This window comes from Lentzea chajnantorensis (assembly GCF_054300775.1).
The window spans coordinates 72,289-88,069 of the sequence record NZ_JBSDZT010000002.1 but is presented as its reverse complement, the minus strand read 5'-3'; the positions used below and the strand labels follow the sequence as shown (position 1 = coordinate 88,069).

14 protein-coding genes and 2 pseudogenes are annotated in these 15,781 nt (G+C 72.6%); 6 read left to right on the top strand and 10 right to left on the bottom strand.

Annotated elements, in window-relative coordinates:
* Positions 1 to 92: 92 nt before the first annotated feature.
* The 5 genes and pseudogenes from ACVDFE_RS00785 to ACVDFE_RS00765 all read right to left on the bottom strand — a co-directional run.
* A complete protein-coding gene (locus ACVDFE_RS00785) occupies positions 93 to 227 on the bottom strand; it encodes a hypothetical protein (protein ID WP_360386426.1) in 135 nt (44 codons plus the stop codon).
* A 292-nt stretch (positions 228 to 519) separates the two neighbouring features.
* On the bottom strand, positions 520 to 4,668 hold the full coding sequence (locus ACVDFE_RS00780) for an SbcC/MukB-like Walker B domain-containing protein (protein WP_458429252.1): 4,149 nt from the start codon (positions 4,666 to 4,668) through the stop codon (positions 520 to 522).
* Positions 4,665 to 5,855, bottom strand: coding sequence for a TIGR02678 family protein (locus ACVDFE_RS00775; RefSeq protein ID WP_360386431.1), 1,191 nt, complete (start codon positions 5,853 to 5,855; stop codon positions 4,665 to 4,667). Before ACVDFE_RS00775 ends, ACVDFE_RS00780 begins: the two co-directional genes overlap by 4 nt.
* A complete protein-coding gene (locus ACVDFE_RS00770; protein ID WP_458429251.1) occupies positions 5,852 to 6,763 on the bottom strand; it encodes a DUF2397 domain-containing protein in 912 nt (303 codons plus the stop codon). Before ACVDFE_RS00770 ends, ACVDFE_RS00775 begins: the two co-directional genes overlap by 4 nt.
* A 112-nt stretch (positions 6,764 to 6,875) precedes the next feature.
* A pseudogene (locus ACVDFE_RS00765) lies at positions 6,876 to 7,253 on the bottom strand (DUF2397 family protein); the annotation flags it as partial.
* A 144-nt stretch (positions 7,254 to 7,397) separates the two neighbouring features.
* Here ACVDFE_RS00765 and ACVDFE_RS00760 point away from each other — a divergent pair.
* Positions 7,398 to 8,330 (top strand): cobalamin biosynthesis protein, encoded by a 933-nt coding sequence (locus ACVDFE_RS00760; RefSeq protein WP_458429250.1) that lies wholly within the window; start codon positions 7,398 to 7,400, stop codon positions 8,328 to 8,330.
* Here the strand turns inward: ACVDFE_RS00760 and ACVDFE_RS00755 are convergent.
* From ACVDFE_RS00755 to ACVDFE_RS00740, 4 genes are read right to left on the bottom strand one after another with little or no spacing between them, the layout of a single operon-like run.
* Positions 8,238 to 9,065, bottom strand: coding sequence for an SURF1 family cytochrome oxidase biogenesis protein (locus ACVDFE_RS00755; protein ID WP_458429249.1), 828 nt, complete (start codon positions 9,063 to 9,065; stop codon positions 8,238 to 8,240). The two genes, ACVDFE_RS00760 and ACVDFE_RS00755, sit on opposite strands and share 93 nt — an antisense overlap.
* Before the next feature lie 4 nt (positions 9,066 to 9,069).
* A complete protein-coding gene (locus tag ACVDFE_RS00750; protein ID WP_458429248.1) occupies positions 9,070 to 9,618 on the bottom strand; it encodes a DUF1349 domain-containing protein in 549 nt (182 codons plus the stop codon).
* A gap of 5 nt (positions 9,619 to 9,623) precedes the next feature.
* A complete protein-coding gene (locus tag ACVDFE_RS00745) occupies positions 9,624 to 10,340 on the bottom strand; it encodes a fructosamine kinase family protein (protein WP_458429247.1) in 717 nt (238 codons plus the stop codon).
* Positions 10,337 to 10,789: a low molecular weight protein-tyrosine-phosphatase gene (locus ACVDFE_RS00740; RefSeq protein WP_458429246.1), complete on the bottom strand. Its 453-nt coding sequence runs from the start codon at positions 10,787 to 10,789 to the stop codon at positions 10,337 to 10,339. Before ACVDFE_RS00740 ends, ACVDFE_RS00745 begins: the two co-directional genes overlap by 4 nt.
* Before the next feature lie 63 nt (positions 10,790 to 10,852).
* Between ACVDFE_RS00740 and ACVDFE_RS00735 the strand changes: the two genes are divergently transcribed.
* The 4 genes and pseudogenes from ACVDFE_RS00735 to ACVDFE_RS00720 all read left to right on the top strand — a co-directional run bounded on the left by ACVDFE_RS00735 (position 10,853) and on the right by ACVDFE_RS00720 (position 13,651).
* On the top strand, positions 10,853 to 11,059 hold the full coding sequence (locus ACVDFE_RS00735) for a hypothetical protein (RefSeq protein ID WP_030472678.1): 207 nt from the start codon (positions 10,853 to 10,855) through the stop codon (positions 11,057 to 11,059).
* 37 nt (positions 11,060 to 11,096) lie between these two features.
* Positions 11,097 to 12,092 (top strand): Rv2231c family pyridoxal phosphate-dependent protein CobC, encoded by a 996-nt coding sequence (gene cobC / locus ACVDFE_RS00730; protein ID WP_360386450.1) that lies wholly within the window; start codon positions 11,097 to 11,099, stop codon positions 12,090 to 12,092.
* Positions 12,089 to 12,886, top strand: a pseudogene (locus ACVDFE_RS00725) (Nif3-like dinuclear metal center hexameric protein); the annotation flags it as partial. The gene cobC and the pseudogene ACVDFE_RS00725, both read left to right, overlap by 4 nt.
* 24 nt (positions 12,887 to 12,910) lie before the next feature.
* Positions 12,911 to 13,651: a zinc ribbon domain-containing protein gene (locus tag ACVDFE_RS00720; RefSeq protein WP_360386456.1), complete on the top strand. Its 741-nt coding sequence runs from the start codon at positions 12,911 to 12,913 to the stop codon at positions 13,649 to 13,651.
* A gap of 10 nt (positions 13,652 to 13,661) precedes the next feature.
* Here ACVDFE_RS00720 and ACVDFE_RS00715 read toward each other — a convergent pair whose 3' ends face one another.
* The gene (locus ACVDFE_RS00715) at positions 13,662 to 14,666 is read right to left on the bottom strand and encodes an LLM class flavin-dependent oxidoreductase (protein WP_360386459.1); all 1,005 of its coding nucleotides are present in this window, start codon (positions 14,664 to 14,666) and stop codon (positions 13,662 to 13,664) included.
* A 239-nt stretch (positions 14,667 to 14,905) separates the two neighbouring features.
* Here ACVDFE_RS00715 and ACVDFE_RS00710 point away from each other — a divergent pair, with 239 nt between their 5' ends.
* Positions 14,906 to 15,610, top strand: coding sequence for a hypothetical protein (locus ACVDFE_RS00710; RefSeq protein ID WP_360386462.1), 705 nt, complete (start codon positions 14,906 to 14,908; stop codon positions 15,608 to 15,610).
* Positions 15,611 to 15,781: the final 171 nt, after the last annotated feature.

Here is a 15,781-nt window from a genome sequence, read left to right as displayed (position 1 = left end):
CATCGCCGGGACAACCGGCGCTTGGCTCCGGCGCCGCTGTGCTGTTCCCTGGGAAGGGGACGGTCCGGCCGCCGAGGCGACCGGACCCGGTGTCACGATCGCCCGTGCCTGCCAGGGTCGACGATCGCGTCACCCACCACGCGGAGCGCCCTCGCCGCGACGGCGAGGGCGACCTCCCCCTTCAACGGCGCCACCACGCCCTCCACCAGCAGGAGGACGAGCCGCACCCCCTTCCAGACCCGGGGTGCCCGCGTGCGGCACCACCTGGCGGCCTGACACAGCGCGGCACGCGGCCGGCCGGTCCGCGGCCGCGACCTCGACCGGGTTCTTCGACGTGCGGGAACGACCACCTCGACGACCTCCTCTCGACAGCGGAGCGACCGTCGCGGTTGTCGCGACGGGCCCGCTGGAGCCACCGTCACGGGGGCGCCGGAGTCCGCACAAGATCAGGTGAACAACACAACGGCCCGGCAGCACCGGCGGGGCCGGTCTGCCGGGCGGGGGTGCCGAGGTGTCCTGCTAGGGGTCGATGCGGTCCAGCACCGCGCCGTCCCACGTCGTCTGCGTGCACGCCACACCCCGGCCGTTCTTGGGCCGCAGCACGTCGTAGATGTGCATGCGCGGGATCTTGTCCGACACGCCCCAGCCGCTCGGCCAGGTGATCACCCAGTCCATGTCGAGGTCGACCAGCAGCCCCAGCATGCGCGCGATCGTCGGGTCGTCGAGCCGTTCGAACGCCTCGTCCAGCAGCACCAGCCGCAGCGGGTCGAACTCGTCGCTGACCGCGTCGTAGAAGCTGGCCGCCGCCGCGAACAGCGTCACGTACGAGATCAGCCGCGTCTCGCCGGACGACAGCTGCCGCAGCCGGCGTTCGCGCGGGTTGCCGTCGGGGCCGGTGTCGCCGACGGTGACCGTGAACTGGTGCCACGTCCGGTAGTCGAGCGCCCGCGACAGGATCTCCGCGTAGCCGCCGGAGTGGGTGTCGCGCTCGTTCTCGATCCGCTCGGTGAACACCCGGCGCAGCGTCGCGTCCTGCTCCGGCGTGCGTTCGCCGAACGGCAACCGCACCAGCGCAAGCGCTTGCCGGGTCTGGTCGTCGAGCGCCGCCGACGACTTCCACGCCAGCTTCACGTGCACGCCCTGGCTGGACCGCGCCCGCGACAGCACCTCGTTCATGCGCTTGGTCAGGTCCTCGGCCACGGCGACCTGCCCGCGCAGCCACTCCGCCAGGTCGCGGATCAGGTAGTCGGCGAAGATCCCCTGGTACTGCTCGTCGAGGAACCCGCGCTGCTCACCGAGCCTCGTCGAGACCTGCCGTGCGGCGACGGCGACGGGCTTCGCGCCCTCCTCGCCGGTCACCGTGACGGTCAGCAGGCCCGCGTGCTGCTCGGCTGCGATGTCGTGGCTGCCCGCGAGCGACGTCTGCAGCGCCTGGAGCTTCGCGATCACCGTGGCCTCGGTGCCGCCGCGCCGGTCGCCCGCCGCCGCGATCGCCTGGCGCACCGCGGTCTCGCCCGTCTCGCCGTCCCAGTCCGGGAACGCGGCCGCGAGCAATCCCGGCGCCCGCACGGTCGCCGCGAAGGTGCCGCTCGCCCGCTCCCTCGCCGCAGCGGCCTCGGTGACCTGGGTGGAGTTGGTCTCCAGCAACGCTTCCAGCTTCGCGGCCTGCTCGCGCGCCGTCGTGATGCCCTCGCGCACGCCCTTGAGGTCCGCGCGCATCTTCTTGCGCGACCTCTCCAGCTGCGTGAGCTGCTCGCTGATCTCCTTGGCCTCGCCGCCGACCGCGTCGGTGAGCTCGGCCAGCGTCCCCGCCTGCGCCGCGTGGTCCACGCACCGCGCGTCGGCGTCGGCCTCCGCGGTCTGCCGGTCCGCGACGGCCTCGTGGTAGCGGTGCGACGCGTCGGTGAGGTCGGAGATCGTGCCCTGGCACCGCCTGCGCACCGCGTCGGCGAGCAGGTCCGCGGTCCGCTGGGCGTCCGCGGCCGCCGTCCTGGCCTGCCGCAACGCCTCGGTGTCCGCGGGCAGGCCCGCGTCGCCCGCCTGGCGGGTGAGCTCGCCGCGGGCCGCCTCCAGCCGGGAACCGGCGTCCTCCAGCGCCTCCCGCAGCTCGAACGTCCGCTGCCGCGCGCGTGCCGCCGACTCCTCCGCGGCCTGCACCCGGCTGTGCTTCGCGATCAGCTCGCCGTCACCGGGGAACGCCGCCACGTGCGCCTCCCACGTCGCGACGTGCTCGTGCGCGCGGGCCAGCTCGTCCTCGGCGGTGCCGAGCCGCCGGCGCAGCTCCGCGAGCTCCTCCTCCAGCGCCGCGATCCGCCGCCCGCGGGCGGCCTCGCGCGCGCCGGCACCGATGAACTCGGCCTCGGGCTTGGTCCACGACCCGGTCAGCACCCCCGCGCGCCACACGCCGTCCGTGGTCAGGCTCAGGCCCTCCCGGTCGTCCAGCGACACCGCGCGCAGCAGGTCCGCGACGAACCCCTCCGGCACCGGCGACCCCTCCACCGCGGGCACGAGCACGTGGGCGAGCGTGCGGCCCTCGACCGGCGGGCTGGCGACGGCCAGCACGTCGGTGAGCTCGGTGTCGGCGAGCGTGACCCAGGCGTCGAGCAGGCCGCTGGCCTGCAGGGCGGCCTCCAGGCCCGCGCGTTCGGCGTCGGTGAGCGCCGGCGCGAAGTCCACCAGGCGGTAGAACGGGGCACCGGTGGCCGGTTCGCGGTCGGCCGAGACGTACCGGCCGGGCAGCGGCACGCGTTCGGCACCGGACCGCAGGCCGACCAGCTCCTCGTCCAGCGCGTCCAGGCGGGCGCGCAGGTCCGCGCGCTGCTGCGCGTGGGCGTGGGCGGCGTCGCGGGCCGCGCGCACCAGCGGGCCGACCCACTCGCGGGCCGCCGTGGTCAGCGCCTTGGCCGAGGCCGGGGTGACCGTGGCGGGCAGCGGGAACGCCGGGTGGTCGAGGTCCGGTGCTTCCCCGTCGCCCTCCCGCGCGCTTCCTCCTTGCGAGGCGGCCGAACCGGCGAATCGAGACTCACTCGACGGGGTGAAACCCGGTCGCTCGTCGACCAGCGGCCCGCTGGTCGTCCACGTCTGCACCTGCGCCAGCCACGACTGCACGGCCTCGGCGAGCTCCTGCGCCTCCTGGTTGCGCAGGGCGGTGGACTCCGTGGCGGCGAGCTGCGCGTCCCTGGCCTTGCCGCGCAACGACTCCACCTCGCGCTGCTGCGCGTCGAGCGCCAGCGCCTGCTCGTGCAGCGCCAGCGCCAGCGCGCCCCGCTGCCGGGCCAGCGAGGCGATCCCGGCTGCCCGCTCGACCGCGGTCGCCAGCTCGGCCAGCACCTCCTCGCCCGCGGCGGCCGGCGGCACCCGGCGGTCGATCGGCAGCGGTGCGGCCTCGGGATCGGGCTTGGCGCGCACGGTCGCCGTGGTCACCGTCGCCTCGGCGGCCGGCACCTGCGGCACCACCGGCGCCAGGTCGACGTCCATGCCGGCCAGGCGCAGGTTCTCCCGCAACGGCTCGGTCAACGCGTCCGCAGCCGACAGGTCCTCCGCCAGCCGCCGCAGCAACCGCAGCACGGTGTCGACCGCGGCGTCCTCCTGCGCCCGCTGCCGGTGCGCCGTCTCCAGCGCCGCGACGGCCGAAGAACGCTTCTCCGCCACCAGGTTCTCGCGCGTCTTCAGGTCCTGCAGGTCGCGGAACGCCGGCAGCTCCTTCAGCGCCGCGATGGTCTCCTCCGCCTGCTGCTCGCCGGTCTCCATGTCGACGAGCGCCTGCTCGGCCGCCGCGCGTTCGACCCGCGTGAGGTCCAGCTCCGACACCAGCTTCGACTGCTCGCGCTGCAACCGGGTCAGCGCCTTCTCCGCCGCGTCCAGCCGTTCGGACGCCGAGCGCAGTCCACCGAACGCGTAGTCCGAGTAGGTCTTGAGGAACGTCGACAGCGCACTGTCCGCAGTGGACAGCCGGACGATGTTCTCGCGGATCGACTCCAGGTCGTCGAACGACGTGGCCAGCTGCTCGACCATCGCCTGGTCCAGCGGCGGCAGCGCGTCGGACAGGATCTGCTCCAGCTGGCCTTCGAGCACCTTCAGGCCGACGTCGGGGTTGCGCAGCGTTCGCTGCAGGTGCAGCAGGTCGCCGTAGCGCGCGGCGGGCACGCCGTAGACCGCGTCGGCGACCTTCGCGCGGAACGCCGGTTCCTCGAACATGCAGTCCGCGCCGATCAGGTCCCGCAGCTGCGCCGGGCCGTGCGGCACGCGTTCCGGGCCGGCGAGCTGCAGCTCGGTGCCCACCCGCATCGGCGTGACGAACCGCCACGAGTCCGTGATCGCCTGCGACGTCTTGGACGCCTTCACGCCCAGACCGCAGGTCAGGTACTCGTTGCCGGAGTGGTCGGCCGCCTCGCGGACCAGCTCCACCCACGCGTAGCCGATGCGGTTCGGACCGCCGTCGTAGTCGTCGAGCATCAGCCGCCGGATGCTGACCGTGTCGAAGCCCTTGGACCCGAGCTGGCGCAGGTCGCCGTCCAGGCACAGCGGCAGCAGCAGCTCCAGCGTGCGGGACTTGCCGGAACCGTTGGTGCCCTGGAAGATCGCGCGGCCACCGGAGAAGTCGAACGTCTGCTCGGTGTACTGCCAGATGTTGACCACGCCGCCGCGGTGCAGCCGCCACCTGCTCATGACACGTTCTCCTCGTCGAACAGGGACCAGCTCGGCACTTCGCGCACCACAACGGGTTCCGGTTGTTCTCGTTCCGGGTCACCGTCGGGTGACGGCAGCCAGCGGTGCGCGGCAGCGCTGATCGACCAGCCCTCGGCGCACGGGACAGCGAGTCCCATGCGCCGCAGCAGTTCCGCCACCTCGGCGACCAGCCGGTCGAGGTCGTCGGTGAACTGCTTCGACCATGCGGCCGGGTAGTCCTCCACCAGCCGCGCGCAGACCTCGCGGAGCCGGTCGACCGTGACGACGTGCCGTGCGGGCGCGTCGTCGGACGGGTCGTCCAGCAGGTCGGGCAACGCGAGCAGCGCGATGCGCGCGACCGTCGAGACACCGGGGAACGACAGGTCCGTCAGGTAGTCCTCGGGGTCGGCGGCCAGCACGCCCTCGACGCGGCACTCGGTGAACAGCCCGAAGGCCTGCTCCAGCAGCGCCGTCTCCTTGCGCTGGTTGCGCCGCAGCCACTCCGCCTGATCGGCGGGCAGGTCCGCGTAGAGCACCAGCGGCGTCTCGACCAGCTTGCGCCGCACCGCGTGCTCGACACCGCGCGGACCCGGTCTGGCCGCCAGCTCGACCAGCCGCGCCGGGGAGTCGGCCTCGCCGACCGGGCCGGTCACGAGCTGGCCCAGCAGGTCCGTGTCGATCGTGATCAGCGCCTCCTGCGGCACCACGTCCTGCGCGACCGAGCCCTCGGTCTCCTGCAGCACGCCGAGGGACACCAGGTGCCGCAGCGCCGCGGTCAGCGCCCGCCGCTCGGTCACGTCGTCGGGTGCGCTGATGCCCGCTTCAGCCGCGGCGGACCGGATGTCGGCCACCAGCCGGGACAGCAGCGCCTGCCGGCCGGTCCCGGTCAGCACGGCCAGGGTCAGCGCCAGGTAGGCGTACCCGCGCGGCGACATGCTCAGCACGCCGCGGGTGTCGTCGTTGCCCGGCCCCGACTTGTACAGCCGCGCGAACCGGCGCTCCACCACGAGCCGGTACCCGAGCAGCCCGGCGAACAGGTCCTGCAGCACCGCCCGGTGCCGGTAGACGAGGGCCAGCAGCTCGCCGTCCGGGCCCTCGGAGCGCAGCAACGGCCTGCGCAGCAACGTTCGCGCGCACCGCACCACGTTCGCGGCGTCGATCTCGGAGAGGGTGTCGAAGTGGTTCATCGCTCCAGGACCACCGTGGCGTCGTGCAGCGTCAGCGTCCCGGCGGCGGACCTGATCTGCGTGGTCGTGCCGGGGGTGATCGCGAGCTTCAACCCGCGCACGGGATCGCTGGCCGACCCGCTGTCGCGCGGTGAGTCGCGCTGCGCCATCGCCAGGGTCAGCAGCTCGCAGAACACCTCCAGCGCACCGTGCGACAGCGTTGTGCCGCCGAGGTTCCCGGCCGCGGAGGTCAGCTCGGCCACGTGCCGCGCGCGGACCTCCTCCGCCTCACGCGCCTCCGCCAGCAGCGACTGCTCGGTCATCGGGTCGTCGAGGATGCGCGACGGCCGCCCGCGCCCACCTCGGTCACCGCGCGACCGCACGCTGACCGTGACGTCGCAGACCGGGCCGTCCCGCCACGGCGTGCGCTCGTTGTCGGAGTCGTGCTCGGGCGCGGGGGAGAGGTGGCGGGAGGAGTACAGGCCGAACGCGGAGGCGTAGATCTCGTGCGCCTCCTCGCGGGTGGCGCCGTCGAACCAACTGGCGAGCTTGAGCAGCTCGGCCCGCCGGCCGGGCAGCAGGCCACCACCGGACGTCGCGCGCTTCACGCTCGCCAGCAGGCTGCCGATCGCGCGGGCGGTGGCCTCGCGCAACGCCGTGACCTGGCTCGGGCGGCCGGGCCGGTCCACGAACCAGTCGGTCAGCTCCTGCCAGTCCTCCGGCGTGCGGCCGCGGGCGCGTTCGACGTGGGCGCCCAGGTCGGTGCCGAGCAGCCGGAGCAGCTCGGAACGGGCCTTCGCAAGCGCGGCGAGCGCCGCCGCGATCGGCGGCGTGTACTTCAGCACGTCCTCGACGACCCGCTGGATGTACTCGACCAGCAGGCTGCGGAAGCCCGCGATCTCCTCGGGCGCCAGGTGGTTGCGCGTCACGACCTGGCCGAGGTAGGCGTAGAAGTCGCGGACCGTGGCGGCGAGCTTCCGCGTGCTGCAGGAACAGGGTGGTGACGCGTTCGGCGAGCAGCTCCCTGGTCTTGTCGCCCTCGTTCAGCAACGCCACGGACAGCGACCCGCCCAGCTCGTTGAGGCCGCGTTCGATCGCGGGCAGCAGCTCGCGCGACACCTCGCGGGCGCCCTCGGGCACCCGCAGCAGCTCGTCGACGTCGCGCTGCACGCGGACGGCGAGCTTGGAGACCTGGTAGCGGACGCTGCCGTGCTGGAACTCGGCGATGCTCGCGGCCACGACCTCGCGCCGGCCCTGCACCAGGTTGCCCCACTCGACCAGCTGCCGCAGCCGGTTGATCACGTTCTCGATGCGCGACTCGCCCTGCTCGACACGGCCCTCGCGCTCCTGGCCGGCGAGCGCTCCCGCGACCTCGCCCGCGCTGAGGTCGGCGAGCAACGTGGAGGTGAACAGCCGCATGATCGCCAGGTACGTGCGCTGGTGATCGCGCGCGTCCAGATAGGCGTACAGCTTCAGCCTCTTGTGCTCCACGACCGGCCACCCTAATGCGCGTGCCCGGGCGGTGCGGCGCTACCGTGCCTTCGACGAGCTGGGGAGGATGCCGTGGGCGCGGGTCGCGCGTTGGGGTTGGTGCTGGGCGTGGCCGCAGACGCGGTGTTCGGCGATCCACGCCGATTTCACCCGGTAGCGGCATTCGGGACCGCCGCCGCGGCGCTGGAGAAGCGCGTGCACGCCGACTCCAGGGCCGCCGGCGTCGCCTACACCACCGTCCTGGTCGGCTCCGTCGTCGCAGGCGGGGTCGCCGTCGAACGGCTCGCGCGCCGGCACTGGCTCGCACAGGCGCTGACCACCGCCGTGGCCACGTGGACCGTGCTCGGCGGCCGGTCGCTGGCCGACGAGGGCACATCCATGGGCCGCGAGCTCGACTCCGGTGACGTCGAGGCCGCCCGCGCCCGGCTGCCCCACCTGTGCGGCCGCGACGCCGCCCGGCTGGACACCTTCGGCCTGGCGCGCGCGACCGTGGAGTCCGTGGCGGAGAACACGTCCGACGCCGTCGTCGGCCCGCTGGTGTGGGGTGCCGCGTTCGGCGTGCCCGGCCTGCTGGGCTACCGCGCGGCGAACACGCTCGACGCGATGGTCGGCCACAGGTCCGCGCGGTACCTCAGGTTCGGCTGGGCGTCCGCGCGGCTGGACGACGTGCTGAACCTGCTGCCCTCGCGGCTGGCGGCGCTGCTCACCGTCGGCGGTGCCCCGGTCGTCGGCGGCTCGGCCCCGCAGGCGTGGGAGACGTGGCGCCGCGACGCCGCCGCCCACCCGTCACCGAACGCGGGCCAGGTCGAGGCGGCCTTCGCGGGCGCGCTGGAGATCAGGCTGGGCGGCCGCACGGTGTACTCGCACGGCGTCGAGGAACGGCCGGTGCTCGGCCACGGCCGCAACCCCGACTCAGGTCACGTGACGCGTGCCGTGGAGCTGTCCCGCGTCGTCGGCCACGGTGCCGCCCTGGTCAGCGCCTTCGTCGCCGTCTTCCGCAAGTAGCTCGGCGATCGACTTCCGCTTCGCCTTCGCCTTCGGCGCGGTGTCGAGCGCACCGCCCGGCCGCGCCTCGCGGATCGTGAAGTACAGCCAGCCGCCGACCGCCATGACGCCGAACGCGATCCACTGCAGCGCGTAGGAGTAGAACGGCCCTGACTCGATCCGCGGCAGCGGCATGGTGTCCAGCGCGCCGGCCTGGCCGTCGATCAGCTGGTAGTGACCGGGCTCGATGCCGGGCCCGACGGCGTCGTTGTTGATCGAGTAGATCTGCCGGTGCCCGTCCTGCTGGATCGCCGGTCGCGCGTCCGACTCGTTGGTGCGCGCGAGCCCGACGATCGTGACCTCGCCCGTGGGGGCCTGGGCGAACCCCGGCGGCTTGATGCCGTTGACCGGCCGCACGTAACCGCGGTTGACCAGCACCTTCTTGCCGCTGTCGGTCTCGAACGGCGTGATGACGAGGAACGCGGCCTCGCCCTGGACCGTGCGCAGCCGGGCGAGCGCCTCCCCGTCGGGCAGGTACCGGCCCTTCAGCTCGACCTTCTGCCACTCGTCGTGCTGCGCGCCGAACGGCACCGCGGCACTGGCCAGCGACCTGGTGATCGCGGAGTTCTGCCCCTGGCGCTCGTCGTTGCGGCCGAACTGCCACGGCGCCAGGAAGTAGACGCACGCACCCGCGAACACCCAGACGGCCAGCGTCAGCGCCAGCCAGCCCGGCTTGAGGAGGAACTTGAACCGCACCACCTCACGGTAGATGCGTGACCTGGACCTCCTGGAACTGGGTCACGAACCCCTCACCCTCCGGGCTGGCGGCCATGACGCCGACCTTGGTCTCGATGTCCGGCGGGAAGTAGGCCTGGCGCAGCACCGTGGTCGGCTCCTCGCCGTCGACGCCGTACCGGATCCAGACCGCGTCGCCGCGGCGTTCGGCGGAGACGGTGAACCGCTCGAAGTCGCCGGTCAGAGCCAGGTTCCAGTCGGAGAAACCGCGGGTCACGACCGCGCTGGGACGCAGCTGCCCGTCGAACAGCTCGACGCCCGCCTTGATCCACGTCTCGTCGTCGACGAGCAGCCCGATGCCCGCGTGGTCGTACTGCGCCGCGTACTCGCCGGAGAAGGTCGCGGTGATGGTGAAGTCGCCGGCCAGCGTGACGCCGTAGAGGTGACCGCTGTCACGCACGACCCCGTTGCCGGTGCGGCGCCAGAAGTCCGAGCCGGGGTCGGCGTGCACGGTCAGCGGGGTGGCCGACCACTTCGCCGGTTCGTTGAGCCAGGTCCAGGTGGTGAGGTCCATGACCCTCATCTTCCCCGCAAAGCGGTCCGCGCCGCCGCCACCGCCTCTGTCCGGTATCCGCCACCGAACAGCACGGCGTGCACCAGCAGCGGGAACAGCTGGTGCAGCGGCACCCGCTCTCGCCACCCGTCGGCCAGCGGCGCGACCTCCCGGTACGCCCCGAGCACGTGGTCGAGGAACGGGCAGCCGAACAACCGCAGCATCGCGAGGTCGCTCTCCCGGTGCCCGCCGTGCGCCGCGGGGTCGATCAGCCACACCTGCCCGTCCGCGCCCCACAGCACGTTCCCGCTCCACAGGTCCCCGTGCAGCCGCGCGGGCGGCTCGGCAGGCCCGGCGAGGTCGGCGATGCGCTCGTACAGCTCGCCCAGGTCCAGCCCGACCCGCACCGCGTAGGGCTCGATCCGCTGTGACGCGAACCACTCCGGCCACGACGGCGCAGGTTCGTTGACCATCGGCGCCTGTCCGATCGTGGCCTCCCGCGGCCCACCGGGTGGCGGTGCGCCGAACGCCGGCGCGCCCGCCTGGTGGAGTGCGGCCAACCGGCGCCCGAAGGTCACGGCCGCCTGAAGATCCGGCGGGCCGACCGGGACCTCGTCGATCACCAGTTCGCCGCCGTCCGCCGAGTGCACGACTGGTACCGCGGGGCCGCCGTCGACGCGCAACCACCGCAGGCCGGCCGCCTCCGCCGCCGTGGCCCGCGCGGACTGGACCTTGCGCCTCAAAGCCTTTCCCGCACCCACGCCAGCAGCCCCGGCACCGCCGCCTCGATCATGCCCAGCACCTGGTCGAAGCCCTGCCGGTCGCCGTAGTACGGGTCCGGCACGTCCACGCCGTCCGCGTCAGGGTCGAACGACCGCAGCAACCGGACGCGACCAGGATCGACCATCCGGCGCAACGCGCGCGCATGACCGGGGTCGAGTGCGACGAGCAGGTCGGCGTCGAGGTGCTCTGGGCCAACCTGCGCGGCCACGTGGTCGGTGGGGTAGCCGTTGTCCGCCAGCGTCTTGAGCGCACGCGGATCGGCCGGGTTCCCCACGTGCCAGCCGCTGGTGCCCGCACTGGACACTTCGACGTGGGAGGACAATCCTTCGCGCAACACCCGCTCACGGAACACGAGCGCTGCCACGGGGGACCGGCAGATGTTGCCGGTGCAGACAAAGGCGACCTTCACCGCCACACGGTAACGCTCAACCCTTGTCGCAAGATGTACGGACAAACGACATGGAGGCCGCCCATGCAGACCGGTACTGACGTGCCCCCGCAACGGGAGATCATCGGGTGCACCGACGCCCTCGGGCGCCGTCGTGCGTTCGAGGTGTACCTCAACGAGAAGGGGCGTGTGTGCTTCCGCACCCCGCCCGGTGAGTCCGCGCAGCTCGACGCGTTCCAGCTGGACGAGCTGATCAGCCACCTCACCGAGCTCCGCCGCTACATGCAGTGACGCGCGCGCCTGGGCTGGTCGCTTACCATTTGCCGCGATGACCAGCCCAGACCTGCGCCACCACGGTGACGTCGACGCCGCAGCGGGCCTCGCCGACTTCGCCGTCAACGTGCGGGTGCCGCGCCCGCCCGCCTGGCTGCGCGACCGGCTGTCCGCCGCGCTCGACGACCTGGGGCGCTACCCGTCCGCGGCAGCGGAACAACGCGCCCGTGAGGCCGTCGCCGGCCGGCACGGGCGCTCACCCGACGAGGTGCTGCTGCTCAACGGTGCCGCCGAGGGCTTCGCGCTGCTGCCGAAGCTCGCGCCCCGCCGTGCCGCGATCGTCCACCCCGGCTTCACCGAGCCGGAGGTGGCGCTGCGCGACGCCGGGGTCCCGGTGGAGCACGTCACGCTGAGCGGCGACTTCACGTTGCCCGAGGTCAGCGCGGACGTCGACCTGACCGTCGTCGGCAACCCCACGAACCCCACCTCCGTGCTGCACCCGGCCGCGCGCGTCAAGCGGCTGCCCGGTCTCCTCGTGGTCGACGAGGCGTTCATGGACGCCGTCCCCGGCGAGCCCGAGTCGCTCGCGCACGACCCGGACGTGCTCGTGCTGCGCAGCCTCACCAAGACGTGGGGGCTCGCCGGGCTGCGCGCCGGCTACCTGCTGGGCGACCCGGAGACGTTGCGGCGCTTGGCGTTCGGCCGCCCGCACTGGCCGGTCGGCAGCCTCACGCTCGAAGCAGTCACCGCGTGCTGTGAACCGGCGGCGCTGCGGGAGGGCGAACGGCTCGCGTTCGAGGCCGCCGCGCACACCGCGCACGCCGTGCAGCAGCTGGGCGACCTCGTCGTCGTGCCGCCGAAGGGCCCGTTCGTGCTGCTCAGGGTGCCGCGCGGAACGCGTGAGGCGCTGCGTGACAAGGGGATCGCGGTGCGGCGCTGCGACACGTTCCCCGGACTGGACGACACGTACGTGCGCGTCGCGATCCGGCCGCCGGAGGAGTTCGCGGTCTTCGTGGACGCGCTGCGGGTAGTGATGGAGGAACTGGCGTGAAGCTCGCCGAGGTGATCGCGGTGCTGGCGGACGCGTACCCGCCGCGGATCGCGGAGAAGTGGGACGCGGTCGGCCTGGTCTGCGGTGACCCCGCGGAGGAGGTCACCAGGGTCCTCGTCTGCGTGGACCCGACGCGGTCCACTGTGGACGAGGCGGTCGAGGTGGGCGCGCAGCTGCTCGTCGCCCACCACCCGCTGCTCCTGCGCGGCGTCAACGGTGTTCCCGCCGACGAGCCCAAGGGCGCGTTGGTGCACGGGCTCATCCGCAGCGGCACCGCGCTGTACTGCGCGCACACCAACGCCGACAGCGCGCTGAACGGCGTGTCCGACGCGCTCGCGCAGGCCATCGGGCTCCAGGTGACCGGCCCGCTGGAGCCGACCGACGAACCCGGCGTCGGCCTCGGCCGCATCGGTGAGCTGCCCGCCGCCGAGCCGTTGCGCGTGTTCGCCCAGCGCGTCGCCGACGCGTTGCCCGCGACCGTGCAGGGCGTGCGCGCCGCCGGCGACCCGGACCGCCCGGTCAAGCGCGTCGCCGTGTGCGGTGGCGCTGGCGACAGCTTCCTCGGCGCCGCCACCGCGGCGGGCGTCGACGCGTACGTGACCGCCGACCTGCGCCACCACCCGGTCTCCGAGCACGTCGAGGCCGGCGGGCCCGCGCTCGTCGACGTGGCGCACTGGGCCAGCGAGTGGCCGTGGTGCGAGCAGGCGGCGGAAATCCTGCGGGAGGCCTTCGGCGGTAGGGTCGACGTACTCGTCTCCACCCGCCGGACCGATCCGTGGACCGTCGGTGCGACGAGCTGCAGCAGCAGGAGGACTTGCGTGAAAGCCGATCCCGCAGTGCAGCGCAGGCTGCTCGACCTGGCCCAGGTCGACGCCGAACTGGCGCGTGTCACCCACCGGCGCCGTACGCTGCCGGAGATCGCGGAGATCGCCGAGGTCGAGCAGCTGGTGCGCACCAAGCAGGACGCGCTGGTGGCCGTCGAGACGACGCTCGGCGACATCGACCGCGACGTGAAGCGCCAGGAGACCGAGATCGACCAGGTCCGCGCCCGCACCGACCGCGACCGCAAGCTGATGCAGTCAGGTTCCGTCGGCGCCAAGCAGCTCACCGACCTCGAACACGAGCTCGCCACCCTCCAGCGCCGCCAGGGCGTCCTCGAAGACGACCTCCTGGAGCTGATGGAACGCCGCGAGGCCGTGGCCGCCGACGCCTCCTTCGCCCGCGTGGAGCTCGACAAGGCCCGCGAGACCCTCGAAGCCGCCGCGCGCCGCCGTGACGCCGCACTGGCCGACCTGGAGGCGACCGAAACCCGTCGCACCGCCGACCGCACCCTCATGGCCAAGGGCTTCCCGGACGACCTGCTGAAGCTCTACGACCGCCAGCGCGAACAGCGCGGCATCGGCGCGGCCGTGTTCCAGACCCGCAGCTGCGGCGCGTGCCGCATCGAGCTCGACCGCAGCGCACTGGGCAAAGTCAGGGAGGCCGCCGCGGACGAGGTCGTGCGCTGCGAGGAGTGCGGCGCGATCCTCGTGCGCATCGCCCAGCCCGCGGGCGCCTGACCCACCCTCGTCACCCGGCCGGCTGCCGCCCCAGCGCGGGAGCCAGCCGCGTGGCGATGTCGGTCAGCAGCTGCACGTAGTCGGCGTGCTCGAAGCTGAACGGCAACGCGAACGCCACCTCGTCGACCTCCCGGAACGCCGGGTCGGCGTGCAGCTGCTCCGCGATCTGCTCGGACGTGCCGACGAGGTCCCGCGCGAACATCATCCGCCGCGGCCCCACCGGACTGGCCGTCCGCGGCGTCCGTTCGTCCACGTACCGCTGGTACTTCTCCCGCTGCTCAGCCGTGGCCGAGTCGGTCGGGATCACCACGAGCCCCTGCGACACCCGCGCCTTGTCGCCATCGGGGTGGTGCTCGCGGAACTTCCGCACCAGCGCGTGCTGAATCCGCGCGAAGTCCTCGGACTCCTCGGCCTGCACGACGTTGCTGGTGAGGAAGTTCAGCCCGTTCTCCGCAGCCCACCGCGCCGACCTGAGGCTGCCCCCGCCGTACCAGATCCGCTCGCCCAACCCCGGCGAGTGCGGCTGCACCCGGTCCGACCAGACCTCGATGCCCTCCCTGCCGCTGAACTCGACGGCCTTCTCACCCCTCACGAACCGCAGCAACCGCTCCAGCCGCCCGTAGCCGAAGTCCTCGACCTCGGCCGTGTCCGGGTAAAGCGCGCCTTTGACGTCGTCCCAGTGCATCGGCGGCCCGACGCTCAGCCCGGGGTTGAGCCGCCCACCGGACAGCACGTCCACCGTGGCCAGGTCCTCCGCGAGCCGCAGCGGGTTCTCCCACCCCAGCGGGATGACGGCGGTGCCGAGCGCGATCCGGCTCGTCCGCTGACTCGCCGCCGCCAGCACCGCGACCGGCGACGAGATGCCGTGCTGCAGGTGCCGGTGCCGCACCCACGCGCTGTCGAAGCCCAGCTCCTCGCCGAGCTCGATCAGCTCCAGGGTGGACCGGTGGCCGGCAGCCGGATCGTGCTCGTCGAACTGCCCGATGGTGAGGAACCCCAGCTTTCGCAACGGCATGCCCGCCAGGGTAGGTGACACCTCAACTACCCGGCCACCGCGTCCACATGCTGGTATGCGCGCATTTTCGAAAGTGGACACAATTCTTCGTGAATTGTGGACATCTGCGATCAAGTAGCCGCATACCTCGTGCAGGTTCCCGAAACTACTAGATTGTTGCGCAAATCTTATTCTCTGCGGATTTTCGGCTCATGACGTACGTTCCAAGGGTCTTGCTCCTCTCTGCCAAGGTGGGCGAAATGGCGATGTCTCGAAGGCAGGCGTTGGTGAACGCCGGTCGCGGTGCCGCGGTTCTCGCAGTCGGTTCACCAGCGCTGACCGCCTGCGGTGCGGCCAAGCCGATGCTCGCGGGAGCGGCGGGGGCCTGGCTCGCGGAGCTGGGCGATGCGATCAAGGCCGACATCGCGGCGAAGGCCGTCGAGAAGGGGAAGCTGGCGTTCGAGGAGCTGTGGAAGAAGTGGGAGAAGCCCACCTCGGACATGAAGACGAAACAGGTCGCCGAAGGGTTCGCGTACTTCGGGACCACGATCTACGGCCACGCCGTTCCGGGCACGACGCTGGTGAGCGTGCACCGGGTGAGGCAGGTCGACCCAGCCACCGATCGGCTGGCCTGCGTGAGGGAGTCAGGTGAGCACGTCGTCCTGGAGAGCTGGGCGTGGAAGGGGATGCTCGCCTTCATCAAGCACGAGCTGGAGGGCAAGGAGGGCGACGACAAGCTCCACGCCCTCCAGCTGCTCGCCATGACCTTGATGCCGCACGGTGCCGTCCTGCCCGGCACGACGCCTGCTGGCTCGGTCAGCTGGGTCAGCTACCCGGCGCGCGACGGCGCGGTCGAGATCGTCAAGTTCAGCGACGGCGGCAAGGACAAGGTCGGGGTCACCGCCTCCGGCTACTTCTCCGGCGACCACGGCAAGGCTACGAAGCTGACCTTCGACCTCGCGTGATCGCTTCACTCCTCACGACGGGCTGTCGCCACTGGCTCGATCTTCGTCGCCTGACCGCCGGCGGTCAGGAACGACCGCGTTGATCGAGTTGACCCTGTTGCCGCCGTAACTGCTGGCGTGGACGAGCTTGCTGGGCGCTGGCAGGACTTCCGCAACAGGTGCCGTTTTCGC

Coding starts and splice junctions, on each gene's coding strand:
- ACVDFE_RS00780 (WP_458429252.1), bottom strand. CDS start 4,668: ATGAGCAGGTGGCGGCTGCACCGCGGCGGCGTGGTCAACATCTGGCAG.
- ACVDFE_RS00775 (WP_360386431.1), bottom strand. CDS start 5,855: ATGAACCACTTCGACACCCTCTCCGAGATCGACGCCGCGAACGTGGTG.
- ACVDFE_RS00750 (WP_458429248.1), bottom strand. CDS start 9,618: ATGGACCTCACCACCTGGACCTGGCTCAACGAACCGGCGAAGTGGTCG.
- ACVDFE_RS00735 (WP_030472678.1), top strand. CDS start 10,853: ATGCAGACCGGTACTGACGTGCCCCCGCAACGGGAGATCATCGGGTGC.
- cobC (WP_360386450.1), top strand. CDS start 11,097: ATGACCAGCCCAGACCTGCGCCACCACGGTGACGTCGACGCCGCAGCG.
- ACVDFE_RS00715 (WP_360386459.1), bottom strand. CDS start 14,666: ATGCCGTTGCGAAAGCTGGGGTTCCTCACCATCGGGCAGTTCGACGAG.
- ACVDFE_RS00710 (WP_360386462.1), top strand. CDS start 14,906: ATGGCGATGTCTCGAAGGCAGGCGTTGGTGAACGCCGGTCGCGGTGCC.